Annotated in this window: 12 protein-coding genes and 1 tRNA gene; 8 read left to right on the top strand and 5 right to left on the bottom strand. The window is 60.2% G+C overall.

What is annotated here, in order from left to right; all coding sequences use genetic code 11:
* Window positions 1–76: 76 nt before the first annotated feature.
* From WBG04_RS22305 to WBG04_RS22295, 3 genes are read left to right on the top strand one after another with little or no spacing between them, the layout of a single operon-like run.
* The gene (locus WBG04_RS22305) at window positions 77–1,390 is read left to right on the top strand and encodes a bifunctional UDP-3-O-[3-hydroxymyristoyl] N-acetylglucosamine deacetylase/3-hydroxyacyl-ACP dehydratase (protein WP_424317166.1); all 1,314 of its coding nucleotides are present in this window, start codon (window positions 77–79) and stop codon (window positions 1,388–1,390) included.
* A 38-nt stretch (window positions 1,391–1,428) separates the two neighbouring features.
* Complete coding sequence (locus WBG04_RS22300) at window positions 1,429–2,181, top strand: NYN domain-containing protein (RefSeq protein WP_424317164.1); 753 nt, start codon at window positions 1,429–1,431, stop codon at window positions 2,179–2,181.
* A 9-nt stretch (window positions 2,182–2,190) separates the two neighbouring features.
* Window positions 2,191–2,532, top strand: coding sequence for an MmcQ/YjbR family DNA-binding protein (locus WBG04_RS22295; protein WP_424317162.1), 342 nt, complete (start codon window positions 2,191–2,193; stop codon window positions 2,530–2,532).
* 69 nt (window positions 2,533–2,601) lie between these two features.
* Here the strand turns inward: WBG04_RS22295 and carB are convergent, their stop codons facing one another.
* On the bottom strand, window positions 2,602–5,859 hold the full coding sequence (carB, locus tag WBG04_RS22290) for a carbamoyl-phosphate synthase large subunit (protein WP_424317160.1): 3,258 nt from the start codon (window positions 5,857–5,859) through the stop codon (window positions 2,602–2,604).
* Between the two features lie 183 nt (window positions 5,860–6,042).
* On the opposite strand from carB, the gene WBG04_RS22285 reads away from it, so the two are divergent.
* Window positions 6,043–6,525, top strand: a complete 483-nt coding sequence (locus WBG04_RS22285) for a hypothetical protein (protein WP_424317159.1) — start codon at window positions 6,043–6,045, stop codon at window positions 6,523–6,525.
* 92 nt (window positions 6,526–6,617) lie between these two features.
* On the opposite strand, the gene WBG04_RS22280 is transcribed toward WBG04_RS22285, so the two are convergent.
* Window positions 6,618–6,692 (bottom strand) — tRNA-Glu (locus WBG04_RS22280).
* Between the two features lie 198 nt (window positions 6,693–6,890).
* Between WBG04_RS22280 and tkt the strand changes: the two genes are divergently transcribed.
* Both tkt and WBG04_RS22270 read left to right on the top strand, forming a co-directional pair.
* Window positions 6,891–8,867: a transketolase gene (gene tkt / locus WBG04_RS22275; protein ID WP_424317157.1), complete on the top strand. Its 1,977-nt coding sequence runs from the start codon at window positions 6,891–6,893 to the stop codon at window positions 8,865–8,867.
* Window positions 8,868–9,150: 283 nt separating this feature from the next.
* The gene (locus WBG04_RS22270) at window positions 9,151–9,603 is read left to right on the top strand and encodes an FxsA family protein (protein WP_424317155.1); all 453 of its coding nucleotides are present in this window, start codon (window positions 9,151–9,153) and stop codon (window positions 9,601–9,603) included.
* A gap of 42 nt (window positions 9,604–9,645) precedes the next feature.
* On the opposite strand, the gene tsaB is transcribed toward WBG04_RS22270, so the two are convergent.
* A complete protein-coding gene (gene tsaB, locus WBG04_RS22265) occupies window positions 9,646–10,305 on the bottom strand; it encodes a tRNA (adenosine(37)-N6)-threonylcarbamoyltransferase complex dimerization subunit type 1 TsaB (protein ID WP_424317153.1) in 660 nt (219 codons plus the stop codon).
* Between the two features lie 131 nt (window positions 10,306–10,436).
* Here tsaB and WBG04_RS22260 point away from each other — a divergent pair, with 131 nt between their 5' ends.
* Window positions 10,437–11,570: a citrate/2-methylcitrate synthase gene (locus WBG04_RS22260; protein ID WP_424317151.1), complete on the top strand. Its 1,134-nt coding sequence runs from the start codon at window positions 10,437–10,439 to the stop codon at window positions 11,568–11,570.
* Window positions 11,571–11,578: 8 nt separating this feature from the next.
* Window positions 11,579–12,313 carry a M14 family metallopeptidase gene (locus tag WBG04_RS22255; protein WP_424317149.1) on the top strand — a complete coding sequence of 245 codons (735 nt, stop codon included), beginning with the start codon at window positions 11,579–11,581 and terminating at the stop codon, window positions 12,311–12,313.
* A gap of 133 nt (window positions 12,314–12,446) precedes the next feature.
* Here the strand turns inward: WBG04_RS22255 and WBG04_RS22250 are convergent, their stop codons facing one another.
* Window positions 12,447–12,794: a P-II family nitrogen regulator gene (locus WBG04_RS22250; RefSeq protein ID WP_424317147.1), complete on the bottom strand. Its 348-nt coding sequence runs from the start codon at window positions 12,792–12,794 to the stop codon at window positions 12,447–12,449.
* Between the two features lie 189 nt (window positions 12,795–12,983).
* Window positions 12,984–14,801: an ankyrin repeat domain-containing protein gene (locus tag WBG04_RS22245; RefSeq protein ID WP_424317145.1), complete on the bottom strand. Its 1,818-nt coding sequence runs from the start codon at window positions 14,799–14,801 to the stop codon at window positions 12,984–12,986.
* Window positions 14,802–14,937 lie beyond the last annotated feature (136 nt).

Raw genomic sequence — 14,937 nt, 5'->3', positions numbered from 1 at the left:
GAGAATGATCCTCACCCCCGCGATTCGCCACGCTTTTCTCTGGTCTCTGGTCTCCCCATTCTGATCTCTTCTCCGCATGCCCGCCGACGCGCAACACACTCTCGCTGGACCTGCCACCCTCGAAGGCACCTCCCTCCATACCGGCGGGAAAGTCACCCTCACCCTCCAACCGGCACCCGTGAATCACGGCTTCAAATTCCGCCGGGTCGATATCCCCGACCAGCCCTTCATCGATGCCGACGTCGACAAGGTCCAAACCGTCGAACGCGCGACCACCCTCGCGGAAGGCTCCGTCAAAGTTCACACCGTCGAGCACGTCCTCTCCGCGCTGTGCGGCATGGGTGTCGACAATGCCATCATCGAGATGGATTCGAACGAACCTCCCATTGGTGACGGGTCCTCCAAGCCATTCGTCGAACTGATCAAGAAGGCGGGGATCATTGCCCAAGACACCCCGCGCAAAACCTGGGAGGTCCGTGAGCCGATTCATCACGAGTGTGGTGACGGATCACTGCTCACCATCGTCCCCAGTAAAACCTTCCGCGTCTCCGTCACCAACGTCGGCCCCGGCGGACGCTTCGCCCAGTATTTCTCGTCTGAAGTCACCCCGGAGATCTACGAAACCGAAATCGCTCCCGCTCGAACCTTCGTCTACTACGAGGACGTTAAACCCCTCCTCGAGAAAGGCCTGATCAAGGGAGGCTCGCTCGAAAACGCCGTGGTCGTCCGCGGTGATCAAGTGATGTCGAAAGAGCCGGTGCGCTACGACAACGAATTCGCCCGCCACAAGGCACTCGACCTGATCGGCGATCTGATGCTCTCCGGCAAACGCATTCTCGGACACGTCATCTGCGTCAAACCCGGCCACGGCCCGAACACCCAGCTGGCCGCGATCATCAAGCGCGAATACTCGCGCATGCGCTCGCTCGCCGCCCCCTTTTCGATTCCCTCCGGCGAGGCGGTTCTCGACATCAACGACATCATCAAGATCCTGCCGCACCGCTATCCCTTCCTCATGGTCGACCGCGTCGTCGACTTCGAAGGCGACAACAAATGCACCGGCGTCAAAAACGTCACCGTCAACGAACCCTTCTTCCCCGGGCACTTCCCGGATCACCCGATCATGCCCGGCGTGCTTCAGCTCGAAGCCATGGCCCAGGTCTCCTCGATCGTCATGCTCCGCAAGCCCGAGAACGTCGGTAAGATCGGCTACTTCATGAGCGCCGACAAAGTGAAATGGCGGCGTCCGGTCCTGCCGGGCGACACCCTCTACATCGAAGCTGAAATGACCCGTTCCCGAGGTGCCATCGGCACCGCCCGCTGCCGCTGCCTGGTCAACGGAGAGGTCGTCTCCGAAGCGGAACTCAAGTTCGCCCTCGTCGACAAATAGGGGAGCGTGGGCGTCCCGCCCACACCTGCAACAGACTCATGTCCACACCTGCCAAACTCGCCGTCCTCATCGACGCCGACAACGCCTCGCCCGCCGCGATCGATTCGCTGCTCGACGAAGTCGCCACCTACGGTTCTGCCAGCGTCAAGCGCATCTATGGCGATTGGACCAACACGCGGCTGTCCTCTTGGAAAAACGCCCTCCCCGAGCACGCGATCCAGCCCATTCAGCAGTTCGCCAACACCAGGGGAAAGAACTCCACCGACAGCGCCATGATCATCGACGCCATGGATCTGCTCTACACGGAACGTTTTGACGGCTTCTGTCTCGTCACCAGCGACAGTGATTTCACCCGCCTTGCCTCCCGCATCCGTGAGAATGGCCTCTCCGTCTACGGCTTCGGTGAACGCAAGACGCCCAAGCCATTCGTCAGCGCCTGCACCGAGTTCATCTACGTCGAGACCATCGAGAAGACTCAGGCGTCCAAAAAAGGCAAAGCCGTTTCCAAGGGTTCTACCAAATCTAGCTCGCCGCGTGAAATCGGGATCAAACAATTCAAAGGTAGCTCTGGTCTGATCAATTCCATGCGCAGCGCCATCACCGACCTTTGCGAGGAAGACGGCTGGGCCAACCTCAGCTCCGTCAACTCTCGCGTCAAAAACGCCCACTCGGACTTTCTTCCAAAAAACTACGGCTACGCAAAACTCAGCGAGCTGCTTCAAGCGACCGGATTCTTCGAGATTCGGCGCAAAGGACAAAGCGTCGAAGTTCGAGATGCGAAAGCAAGCTAGCACCCGTCCATGGACCTCCCCGACGTCATTGCCCACTGCCTCGCCAAAGCCGCCGTCGAGGAGACCACTCCCTTCGGGCCCGATGTCCTCGTCTACAAGGTCGTCGGCAAGATGTTCGCTCTCACTGATCCCGACAGCTTCCCTCCGCGAATGAACCTCAAGTGCGACCCCGAGCGATCCGTCGAACTCCGCGCCGAATACGACGCGATCATCCCCGGCTACCACATGAACAAGAAGCATTGGAATACGGTCACGCTGGACGACTCCCTGCCATCGGCCCTGATCGCCGAACTCATCGATCACTCCTACGATCTCGTCGTCGCCTCCCTACCGAAAAGCAAGAGACCGTAGGGAGGGCAGACACTCCTGTCTGCCGTACAGTCTTGGGATGGATTCGTCAGGCAAGAGTGCCTGAGCTCCTTACGAGTGATACTCCTGCAGCGCCTTCACCGTGAACTCCTTCTCCTTGAGCGAACGGATCGCCTTCACCGAGGCCACCGCCGCCGCGAGATTGGTCACGTGCGAAATCTTCGCAACAATCGCCGTTGAACGAATCTTCACTTCATCCTCACGCGCGGTCTGATCGCTTGGCGTATTGATCACGAAGGCGATCTCACCATTCTTCATCATGTCGATCACGTTCGGGCGGCGCTGCTCGTGGAGCTTGAAGACTCGCTGACAAGGAACCCCCTCCTCCTTCAGCTTCTGATACGTCCCGCCAGTCGCCCAAATGGTAAAGCCAAGTTCCACCAGATCACGGGCAATACCCATCGCTTCCTCCTTGTCCCGGTCAACGACCGAAATGAACACGTTGCCTTCAGTCGGCAAGGGATTGAAGGCACTAATCTGGCTCTTTGCATAGGCCATGCCCCAGTCGGCATCGATGCCCATCACTTCACCGGTCGATTTCATCTCCGGGCCAAGCACAATGTCGATTCCCGGAAAACGCGGCCATGGAAACACCGCTTCCTTCACCGAGAAATGCTTTGGAATGATCGTCTCGGTGAAACCCAATTCATCGAGCGTCTTGCCGACCATGATCTGCGCGGCGTACTTCGCCAGCGGCACCCCCGTCGCCTTCGAAACAAAGGGAACCGTGCGCGAAGCCCGTGGATTCACTTCGATCACATAAAGCTCCTCATCCTTCACCGCGAACTGGATGTTCATCAGTCCCCGAACCTCGAGCTCCTTGGCCAGGTTTTTCGCCGCAGTATCGATCTCTTTGAGAATTTTCTCCGAGAGCGAGTACGATGGAATGCAGCACGCCGAATCACCGGAGTGAATGCCCGCCTGTTCGATATGCTGCATGATCGCGCCGACAACCGACTTCGTGCCATCGGAAATGCAATCCACGTCCACCTCGACGGCACCATCGAGGAAGCGGTCGACGAGCACCGGACGATCGGGTGAAACGTCCACCGCTTCACGCATGTACTTCCGCAGCTCCTCATCTTCGTAAACGATCATCATCGCCCGACCACCGAGCACGAACGAAGGCCGCACCAGCACCGGATAGCCGATGCGATTCGCAATCACCACCGCCTCATCCTCAGACACTGCCGTGCCCGCTTCAGCCTGCTTGAGGCTGAGCTTATCCAGCAGGGCCGAGAAAAACTTCCGGTCCTCCGCCAGCTCGATGCTCTCCGGCGAGGTGCCGATGATCGGCACACCGTGACGCTTCAGATCCGCCGCGAGATTTAGTGGCGTCTGACCACCGAACTGCACGATCACCCCGTGCGGCTTCTCCTGATCACAAATATTGAGCACATCTTCCAAAGTCAGCGGCTCAAAGTAGAGCTTGTCCGAAGTGTCATAGTCAGTCGAAACCGTCTCCGGATTGGAATTCACCATGATCGCCTCGTAGCCGAGTTCCTTCACCGCGAAAGCGGCGTGCACACAGCAGTAGTCGAACTCGATCCCCTGACCAATCCGGTTCGGACCACCGCCAAGAATGATGATGCTCTTCTTCTCCGTCTCACGTGCTTCATTCTCATCGCCGTAGCTCGAGTAAAAGTAGGGCGTGTAGGCCTCAAACTCCGCCGCGCAGGTATCAACCAAACGGTATCCGGGAATCACCCCGGCCGCCTTGCGCTCTTCACGCACGCTGTCCTCGGTTATCGCGGGGACATCCGACCTCGCCGCACCGCTGTCGCGAGCTTCGGCAAGGTTTCGAGCCCGGGCGATCTGGCGATCCGCAAAACCAAGACGTTTGGCATCCTTCAACGATAGCTCCGCCAGCACGCGCCCCTCTTCGGCAATCTCCTTGAGCTGATGCAGGAACCACGGATCAATCGACGTCGCCTCAAACACCTCCTCAATTGTCCAACCGTTGACGAAAGCCGTCTGAATCCAGAAGATCCGCTCGGCATTCGGCACCGCCAGCATCCGCTCGATCTCATCGTGCATCGGTGCCGCCGGCGATTTTGGATCAAAACCAAATCCCCAGCGACCCGTCTCCAGAGAGCGCAGGGCCTTCTGCATCGACTCCTTGAAGGTCCGGCCAATCGACATCGCCTCACCCACCGCCTTCATCTGCGTCGTCAGTACGGCGTTTGCCGTAGGAAATTTCTCGAAGGTGAAACGCGGCAGCTTCGTCACCACGTAGTCGATCGTCGGCTCGAAGCTCGCCGGCGTTTCGCGGGTGATGTCGTTTGGCAGCTCATCAAGCGTGTAGCCCACCGCCAGCTTCGCGGCGATCTTCGCAATCGGAAAGCCCGTCGCCTTCGAGGCCAGCGCCGAACTCCGCGACACCCGCGGGTTCATCTCGATCACGATCATTCGCCCACTCACCGGATCGATAGAAAATTGAATGTTAGAACCGCCGGTCTCCACCCCGATCTCACGAATCACCGCAAAGGAAGCATCGCGCATGATCTGATACTCGCGATCGGTCAGAGTCTGCGCAGGCGCGACGGTGATCGAGTCACCGGTATGCACCCCCATCGGATCGATGTTCTCGATCGAACAAATAACCACGCAGTTGTCCGCGCAGTCACGCATCACCTCCATCTCGTATTCCTTCCAACCGAGCAGACTTTCCTCGATCAGGACTTCCGTCGTCCGGGAAAGATCGAGACCACGAGTCACGATTTCCTCAAATTCCTCGCGGTTGTAAGCAATCCCTCCACCCTGACCCCCGAGTGTGAAGGCCGGACGAATGATCAGCGGAAACTTGTTGCCGGTAAACTCCGCCATTTCATCGGCCACCTTCCACGCCTCCTCCATCGTGTGGGCCGTGCCGGACTGCGGCAGATCGATGCCGATCTTGATCATCGCATCCTTGAAAAGCTGGCGGTCCTCCCCCTTGTCGATCGCTTCAGCCTTCGCACCGATCATCTTCACCCCGTGCTTGTCGAGCGTGCCGGATTTGAAGAGATCCATCGAGCAGTTGAGGGCCGTCTGACCGCCGAGGGTCGGCAGCAGCGCATCGGGCCTCTCCTTGATGATGATCTTTTCCACCACCTCGGGCGTGATCGGCTCGATGTAGGTCCGGTGGGCGAATTCCGGATCGGTCATGATCGTCGCCGGATTCGAGTTCACCAGCACCACCGTGTAGCCCTCTTCCTTCAAGGCCTTGCAGGCCTGAACCCCCGAGTAGTCAAATTCGCAGCCTTGGCCGATAACGATCGGGCCGGAGCCGATGACGAGAATCTTCTGAATCGAGGTATCTTTGGGCATGATGAAACGGGGATTTCAGCCGCTCGGCGCACGTGGCAGCTAAATTTCCAGTGGTCTGGCAGGACAGGCCGAAATTGTAAAGACCCACCTCGAAGCTTCGCTCCAGTTTACGAAATCCAGTGCTCCTTGACGCCCCTGCCCGACCGCGGTTAGACCCATAAGGACGCTCCCATCGAATCCACCATGACCCCGATCCTCCGTTTCGCCTCGCTCGCCGCCGTTTCCACCAGCGCCTTGCTGATTTCCTCCTGCAGCACCGTCGGACTCGGCCCCTCGGGAGCGGGAGAATACGCAGGAACCACCATCGCCAGCAGCAACCTCCCGCTGATCCGCCAGACGACCGTCGCCGTCTTCTCCGAAAAAGGCTTCCGCCTCGATGGTCCTGCCGATTACGGCACCATTCGCTTCGTCAAACAGGGCAGTCGCTCCGCCCAACTGGCCTGGGGCAACAACCTCAACAACAATCCCGTCATGGTCCGGCCTGAAGTGCAGATCGATCCGCTAGGACAGAAGACCCGGCTGATCTGCAATGTTTACATGACTCAGCAAAGCGACGTCTTCGGAGAAGATAGCAAGAAACCCCACCTCGCAGGCAAAGCCGGCTACTCATCGATCATGAGCACCATACGCAGTCGGGTGGAAAAGGCGGAGAAAGCCAAACCTTGAGGCGGAAAGACGATTCTCTCTACCCGGCCAACGCGCTTGAAGCCCCAAGACGCAAAAAGGCCCGCTTTTCAGCGGGCCTTTTCAGAAATAAATGGCAACCCGTAGGGGAGTCGAACCCCTGTTGCCAGGATGAAAACCTGGAGTCCTAACCACTAGACGAACGGGTCGCTGCATTTAACGTCCGGCAGCGCGGACGGGGCGGCAAAATAGTCGTGAGCCCATGACTGGCAAGCCAAAAGTGAATGGAAAAGTCGCGACATTCATGACGCGAATGAGCGACATCCTCGTTTCCCCCATGAAAGGCGGCTTGCCAGTGGGGAATCTATTCCTACCCTGCGCCCCCTGTCAGACAGATCTCCGACCTTATGAATACCGAAATTCTCTCCCAAGCCGCCAATCAAGCCCGCGGCCTCGCCATGGACGCCGTCCACGCCTGCTCGTCCGGTCACCTCGGCCTCCCTCTCGGCTGCGCCGAAATTGGTGCGGTGCTCTACGGTGCTGGTGGCCTGCGCTTTAACCCGGAAGCCCCGAAGTGGCTCAACCGCGACCGCTTCATCCTCTCCGCCGGCCATGGCTCGATGTTCCTCTACTCGTGGCTCCACCTTTCCGGCTACGATCTCTCGCTCGATGAGCTGAAGAACTTCCGCCAACTCCACTCCAAGACCCCCGGCCACCCCGAGTCCTTCGAAACCCCCGGCGTCGAGGCCACCACCGGCCCGCTCGGCCAAGGCATCGGCAACGCCGTCGGCTTCGCCCTCTCCGGCAAGCGCGCCGCCGCCAAGTTCAACACCAAGGACCACACCATTTTCGACCACCACGTCATCGCCCTCCACGGCGACGGCTGTCTTCAGGAAGGCGTGGCCAAGGAAGCCATCGCCTTTGCCGGTCACAACCACCTCGACAACCTGATCCTGATCTACGATTCCAACGACGTCACCCTCGACGCCATGGCCGAACGCACTCAGAGCGAGGACGCCGAAAAGTATTTCGTTTCCCAAGGCTGGGACGCCATCACCATCGACGGCCACGACCTCAAGGCCATCAGAGATGCGATGACCCACGCCAAGTCAGACGACAACGGCAAGCCAAAGGTCATCATCGCCAAGACCCTTATCGGCAAAGGCATCTCCGAAGTCGCCGGCACCGCCAGCGCCCACGGTGAAGGCGGCGCCAAGTTTGTCGACGAAGCCCACAAGGCACTCGGCCTGCCCGCCGAATATTTCTACGTTTCCGACGAAGTCCGCGAGCACTTCCAGGAAGTCGCCGAGAACGCCAAACACGAATTCCTCAGCTGGCAGAGCAACTACGAGGAGTGGGCGCAAGCCAACGAAGATCTCGCCTGCGAACTCCGCGCCGGCGTCAACGGTGAGATCCCCAGCGACCTCGCCGACCGCATTCCCGCCTTCGCCGACGACTACAAGGACGCCACCCGCGGTGCCGGTGGAGTCGTCATCAACGCCGTCGCCAAGGAAGTCCCGCAACTCATCAGTGGCTCCGCCGACCTCTACGGCTCGACCAAGAATTACATCAAGGACGGTGGCGACTTCGGCCCCGATAACTTCGCCGGCCGCAACATCTGGTTCGGCATCCGTGAGCACGCCATGGGCGCGATTTGCAACGGCATCGCCTACGACGGCATCTTCCGTGCCTCCGGCGCGACCTTCCTGGTCTTCGCCGACTACGTTCGCCCCGCGATCCGCCTTGCCGCGCTGTCGAAACTCCCCGTCACCTACATCTTCACCCACGACTCCGTCGGTGTCGGTGAAGACGGCCCGACCCACCAACCCGTCGAAACCGTCAGCGGTCTGCGCGTCATTCCAAACCTCGACGTCATCCGCCCCGCCGATGCCGAGGAAACCGCCGGCGCCTTCGCCTCCGCGATGCTCCGCACCGATGGCCCAACGCTGCTCGCCCTCACTCGCCAAGGCGTGCCACCGATGAGCCACCTTTCCTCAAGCGAGCGCCGCGAAGGGGTCCGCCGCGGTGCCTACATCGTGAAAAAGGAAGAAGGAGAACTCACCCACATCCTCATGGGCAGTGGCTCTGAAGTGCAGCACTGCCTCAAGGCCGCTGAAACACTCGGCAGCGGCGTCCGCGTCGTCTCCGTCCCGTGCTTCGAGCGCTTCGACCGCCAAGGCGCCGACTACCAGGAAGCCGTCATGCCAAAAGCCTGCACCAAGCGTGTCGCCATCGAAGCCGGTGTCTCCGGACTCTGGTGGAAATACGTCGGCACCGAAGGCAAAGTCGTCGGCATCGACCGCTTCGGCATCAGCGCCCCCGGCAACGTCGTCATGGAGGAACTCGGCATGACCGCCGAATCCGTCGTCGCCGCCGCCCGATAAGGGAGCAAGGGCGTTCCCGCCCTGACCGCCTCACCAAAACGCGCCGCCCCACCCGGGTCGGCGCGTTTTTTCGTCAAGCACCACGGCCGCCCGCACTACAACCCTCACGGCCCACCCGGCACCCAGCAACCCCAGCCTTGTGCCGTCCGCCTACTCCTTCGTTCAAGCTGCCTTTCACTTCACACCGATCACTTGGCACTCCGCACTGCCGCGCAGCGGCCTTACACTCCACCCCAAAACTTCCATTCGACGCCCCGCACAATAGACCCGAACCTCCCATTCCATGTTCGCCCGCCTCCTCGCCCTCTTCATCCTCGTTCCCATCGTCGAGCTCGGGATCTTCCTCTGGATCGGCGACCGCCTCGGCCTGCTGCCCACCCTCCTCATCATCCTCCTCACCGGCATCCTCGGCGCCGCCCTGACCAAATCCCAAGGCCTCCGCGTGCTGCGTGAATTCCAGCAAAGCACCGCCAGCGGAGAACTCCCCCACGCCCCGATCATCGAAGGCCTCATCATCCTCGTCGCCGGTGCCCTCCTCCTCACCCCCGGCTTCCTGACCGACATTGTCGGCTTCCTCGCCCTCGTCCCCACCGTCCGCAAGCAGCTCCGCAAAGCCCTCACCCACACCGTCGGCAAACGCATCAAAATCGTCACCCCCGGACTCAAACCCGAAGGCCGCCCCGCCTCCCCCCATCGCACCCAACCCCTCAACGACGACGACATCATCGACGTTTAAACCATGCCACCCGGAACGTCCGCCGCCAACGCGCACTCGGACTCAGCGCTCAGACCTCCCCGGACGCAGCAGCGGATGCCCCTGTTTGGCGGCCGTGACATGAGGAGGCCTGAGGTAGGCGGGCTGAGGAGGGACGTTCGAAAGTTCATCCCTCGCGGCTTGTGGTAAATCCAACCAAGCTTCGGCAAGTAGCACCGCATTCGGCTGAAGACGCTGAACGGTGATCTCATTCGGGAGACTCAACTTTTCAAGATCTTCAAAGGTAAAGATCTGGCCTGTTCCCACGAGCTGCTCCTCAAGCGCTTCCGTTGGTAGCATGGCGGGTTGGGGCAACTTGCCGGGAGTAATTTCCGCCCACCAGGCGCTGCCGCGACGGGCGTCGCCCACGGCCACGCCCTCCGCCACCCCTGCTGCTAGAAGCGAGCTCAAACCCACCGCCGGGCACGCGTGGACCATCGCCACGCCTTGACCTGCCGCAATTCCGACACGGGTGCCGCTGTAGCTCCCGGGTCCGGTGCCGATGATCACCGCGTCGAGCGACTCACTCTCCAAGGCGGCGAGCGCTTCCTGGAGAGGCGCGAACATCGCGGCATTGTGATTCCGGTCGCTCTCGAAGCTCCTTTCGAAGATGACACGACTTTCACGCAGCAGCGCCAACGAGGCACGCGGCGTGCTGGACTCGATGGCAAGGATCCACGGCACACGGGAGCGTTTAGCGCCAATGTTGGATTACGACAAGGTTGCGACGATTCCCCCTTGCGCCGAATCGGAGGAATCGCTTTCTTCCGTGCGGCTCCCAGCCTAGCATTCATCCCCCAGATCACTTTCCCGACATGACAGAATATTCAAAAGGCCTCGAAGGCGTCATCGCCAATGAATCCGCCCTCTCCAATGTGGAAGGAAAGGATGGACGCCTCAGCTACCTCGGTTACCACATCGATGATTTGGTGGAGAATTGCTGCTACGAGGAGATCATTTACCTCCTGCACAACGGAAAACTGCCGACGCAGAACGAGCTCGTGGAGTTCGAAAGGAAGATCCGGGAGGATCGTACGCTACCACAAGGGGTGGTCGATTTCCTGAAAGCCGCGCCGAAGGACGCGAACCCGATGGATGTGCTCCGCACCGCCGTTTCCATGCTCGGCCTCTACGACCCGCGTGTCGCCATCGGTGATCCGGATCTGGTCAAGGACGAGGACATCGGGCTGTCCATCGTCGCGAAGACTCCGATCATCGTCGCCAGTTACCACCGCTTCCGACAAGGCCTTGAGCTCCCGGAGATTCGTGAAGATCTCAACGAAGCGGCTCATTTCCTCTATCTGATGAATGGCGGCGAAATGCCAACCGACCGGGCCATCCGCACGCTGGACGTCGCCCTCACGCTCCATGCCGACCACGGCATGAATGCTTCCACCTTCTCGGCACGCGTGACCATTGCAACCCTGTCTGACATGTATTCGGCCGTCACTTCGGCCATCGGCACCCTCAAGGGGCCCCTCCACGGCGGGGCGAACGAAGGAGTGATCCACATGCTCCAGGAAATCGGCGAGCTCGACAAGGTCGACGAATACCTCGAAGGCAAGATCGCCCGCAAAGAGAAGATCATGGGCCTCGGCCACCGGGTCTACAAGGTGCTCGACCCCCGTGCGCCCCATCTGCGGAAGTTCGCCGTCCAGCTCACCGAAGAGCTTGGCGAAACCAAATGGATCAAGATGTCAGAGCGCATCGCCGAGGTCATGCGCGAGCGCAAAGGCCTCAACGCCAACGTCGATTTCTACTCCGCCACGGTCTATTACTCGCTCGGCATTCCGACGGATCTGTTCACACCGATCTTCGCGATCGCACGGACTTCCGGCTGGACGGCACAGATCCTCGAGCAGTTGCGCGACAGCCGGCTCTATCGTCCGATGACCCTTTACACAGGCCCTACTGAGTTGATGCCGGTGCCTCCGATCGACAAGCGTTGAGACCCGCCGTGAGCGCCTTCGAACCCGCTGCCTTCCTGCGTGCCTTCCGCACAGAAGCTGAGCAGCGGGGGTTTGCCAGCGAGGAACTTGCCATGACGGCCAGCGGACCGGTCCTCGCCTTCACCAGTTCGATCGAGGGCGAAGCTGCCTACTTGTCAGCGGGCATGCACGGTGACGAGCCTGCTGGCCCTCTGGCGGCGCTCGAACTCCTAAGGTCGGGCTTCTTCAATCAGGAACTGGCCTGGACGATTTGTCCGGCGCTCAATCCCACCGGACTCGCTGCCAATACCCGCGAGAACGATGCCGGGATCGACCTGAACCGCGACTACCTGCGCCGCGAAAGTGACGAGATTCGCGCGCACGCCAGGTGGCTTGAAGATCGGCCCTGTGCTCAACACTTTTTCTCGCTTCACGAGGATTGGGAAAGTTCGGGATTCTATTTTTACGAGATCAATCTCGGGGAAGACCGGCCCGAGCGGGCGAAAGCCATTATCGACGCCGTGGGGCCCTGGTTCCCGCCGGAGCCCGAAGCTCTGATCGACGACCATGAAACCCGCGCGCCCGGTTGGATCTACCATTGTGCCGATGCCGACCTCCCCGACCTCTGGCCCGAAGCGATCTTCCTCGCCAAGCGCGGTTGTCCGCTTTCCTTCACGCTCGAAACCCCGAGCGGCGGCGAGCTCCAAGCTCGAATTGCTGCCCACGTGGCTGCTGTGAAGGCGGCACTCCCACGCGGCTCTTAAGGTGTCTCGGCGAGCGTTCCTGAGTCGATCAAGGCTTCTTTCCCGCCCGCCTCAGAACGACCCCGTAACCACGAAAAATCCCGGGCACCATTGATGGCGACCGGGATTGAGAAATGGATTGAGAAATGAGCAATCAGTTCACGGCGACAGCCGATGAACCGGTCTCGCCGGTACGAATGCGGATCGCTTCTTCGACGGGGGAGATGAAAACCTTGCCGTCACCGATCTTACCAGTGTTGGCGCTTTTGACGATGGCTTCTGCAACAGCTCCGGCCTGCTCGTCATCGACGATGATCTCGATCTTCACCTTGGGAAGGAAGTCGACGGTGTACTCGGAACCACGATAGATTTCGGTGTGGCCCTTTTGACGGCCAAAGCCTTTCACTTCAGTGACTGTCATGCCCTGAATGCCTACTTCGGCAAGGGATTCTTTAACTTCCTCAAGCTTGAACGGTTTGATGATCGCTTCGATTTTTTTCATGGTTCGGCGGTATGGTCGACGGTTGTTGAGCATGGCCCGTGCCAATCGGCATCGGGAAATTTTTAAAACTGTCTAAAGCTAAATCCACCCCAAGGCCTTGGCGAGAGGAAATCCGGGCAACGGACCTTTCTTCAATCACCTATCGTTTTGGGATCACTGGCGAGAAGAGCAAGTGGAGGAAAATTCCTTTCACGGCAGGATCCTAACCCGGTCCCCAAGCTCGGTCAAAGCGAAGAGTTTGGACGCGTTTCCAGCAGGAACCCTGATGCAGCCATGGGAGGCCGGGTAGTTGGGAACGTGTCCCTGATGAAATCCAAAGTCGCGGCAGCTCAGCCGCTGAAAAAACGGCATGCTCGAGTGATAGATGGTCGAGGTCCAGGAACGATGGCGGTTGGTGATGGCAAATTCCCCGGTAGGTGTCCGATAGCCGCCCTTCCCCGTCGAAACGCGAGTGCTGAAGACCTCTTCACCCGATGCCGCATAGACCCGCAGGCGCTGTTCGGACAAGCGGATTTCGACCGTCCGCTCTTCGACGTGAGGGTCCTTGCCAAGCAGTCGCCGCATCATCTTCACATCCTCATGCCCGGCCGCGATATTGATCGGCCAGATCGAGGAACGGCGGGTCCACACATTCACTTTGGCCCCATGATCCAAGAGTGCATCGGCGACGGCGAGAGAGCCACTATCCACCGCCAGCATCAGCGGGGTGATATTGTGGTCTTTCCTTAACAACCAGCGCATCGTTTTCCCCCGGACCAGGCGGAGAAACTCGGAGGTTGCCGGAGCCGTCATCGGGGCGTTCGCGTTCGCTCCCTGTTCGAGCAGGCGGCGAACCGTCTCCCCCCGCCGTAAAACGATCGCACTGATCAGGGGCGGCTGTCCTCCGATGGCCGGCACCTCCGGGCTGGCACCCCAGTCCAGGAGACGGCAGGCCATGCGGTCGCTTCCACTCAGGACCGCGTCGCTGAAGGGGGTCGCGAGGAAGGGTGCCCGAGTCGGGTTGGGATTGGCACCGTGGGCGAGCAAGATCCCGACGATATGAGGCCTCCTTTTGACGATCCACTCATGAAGGAGCCCTCGCGGAACCTCATGATAGCCAAGGAACAAATGCAGCAGGCCCGTTTCGTCCGCCATCGCCGCCTGACGAATCAAGCAGGGTCCGCCCGGCGGCGAGGGATCAGCGCCAAGCCGCAACAGCAACTCGCATTCTGCCTGCCTTCCTCCCTCGTAGGCCCGCCTCAAGGCCAATGCGAGCCCGCTTTGATCGGGAAGGGCCCCATGTTTGGAAAGCTCATGCACCAAGGAAAAATCCTGCTCGACCAGCGCTCTGGCAAACGGCGTCAAACCATCGCCATCCTTGAGATTGGGGTCGGCCCCATGGCGGATTAAAACTCCAATCTGGTCGCGCCACCCCATCCGCAGCGCTACCACCAGGGCCGACTCTCCATCGGCATTCACCGCCCCGCAGTCAGCCCCCAAGTTGATCAGCTCTTTCGCCAACTCACGATTGGCGGACTCGATGGCGACGTGCAGGAGCGGTGTGCCACGCCGATCGAGTTGATGGGGATCCGCTCCTCCCTTGATGAGTCTTCGGGCAAATACCGCGCGGCCGTGACGGATCGCCCAGGGCAGCAAATGTGAGCCGTCGGAGGTCAGCCCGACCGGCTCAGCCCCAGCATCCAGCAAGCGGTCCGCCAAGGCCGCTTCGTTGGCCTCCACAGCCGCTGAAAGGGGCGTCACTTGGTTTGGAGCTGCCGCCCCCACATCTGCCCCACCTTCCACCAGCGCCCATGCCACATCCAGATTTCCCGATTGAATCGCGCCAAGCAAGGGAGTCCTCCCCTGCTCACCCCGCTGGCCGCTGTAGACTTCCGCCTGCAGCAGCAGCTTCACGTTCGCCACATCGCCACGCTCAGCCGCGTCGAGAAGCGATAGCCCACTGGGTTTGATGCCCTGGCGCTCCAACTCTTCGAGAGCCTCTTGTCGCGCCGAGTCACAGCACGTCATGGCCAAAGCGATCATCGCCACCAGGCAGGTCTTCAAAAAATGGCAGACGGATCGTTGCAAGGAGGCTTGATATACCACCGAAAACGCCTCGCCTCAAGTCCATGACGCGTCTGTAGCGGGAAGTGCCCCTCCGAGT

The organism is Haloferula sp., assembly GCF_049672945.1.
Lineage (GTDB): Bacteria > Verrucomicrobiota > Verrucomicrobiia > Verrucomicrobiales > Akkermansiaceae > Haloferula.
This window is presented reverse-complemented; position numbering and strand designations above follow the sequence as displayed.

Coding starts and splice junctions, on each gene's coding strand:
- WBG04_RS22305 (WP_424317166.1), top strand. CDS start 77: ATGCCCGCCGACGCGCAACACACTCTCGCTGGACCTGCCACCCTCGAA.
- WBG04_RS22300 (WP_424317164.1), top strand. CDS start 1,429: ATGTCCACACCTGCCAAACTCGCCGTCCTCATCGACGCCGACAACGCC.
- WBG04_RS22295 (WP_424317162.1), top strand. CDS start 2,191: ATGGACCTCCCCGACGTCATTGCCCACTGCCTCGCCAAAGCCGCCGTC.
- carB (WP_424317160.1), bottom strand. CDS start 5,859: ATGCCCAAAGATACCTCGATTCAGAAGATTCTCGTCATCGGCTCCGGC.
- WBG04_RS22285 (WP_424317159.1), top strand. CDS start 6,043: ATGACCCCGATCCTCCGTTTCGCCTCGCTCGCCGCCGTTTCCACCAGC.
- tkt (WP_424317157.1), top strand. CDS start 6,891: ATGAATACCGAAATTCTCTCCCAAGCCGCCAATCAAGCCCGCGGCCTC.
- WBG04_RS22270 (WP_424317155.1), top strand. CDS start 9,151: ATGTTCGCCCGCCTCCTCGCCCTCTTCATCCTCGTTCCCATCGTCGAG.
- WBG04_RS22260 (WP_424317151.1), top strand. CDS start 10,437: ATGACAGAATATTCAAAAGGCCTCGAAGGCGTCATCGCCAATGAATCC.
- WBG04_RS22250 (WP_424317147.1), bottom strand. CDS start 12,794: ATGAAAAAAATCGAAGCGATCATCAAACCGTTCAAGCTTGAGGAAGTT.
- WBG04_RS22245 (WP_424317145.1), bottom strand. CDS start 14,801: ATGACGTGCTGTGACTCGGCGCGACAAGAGGCTCTCGAAGAGTTGGAG.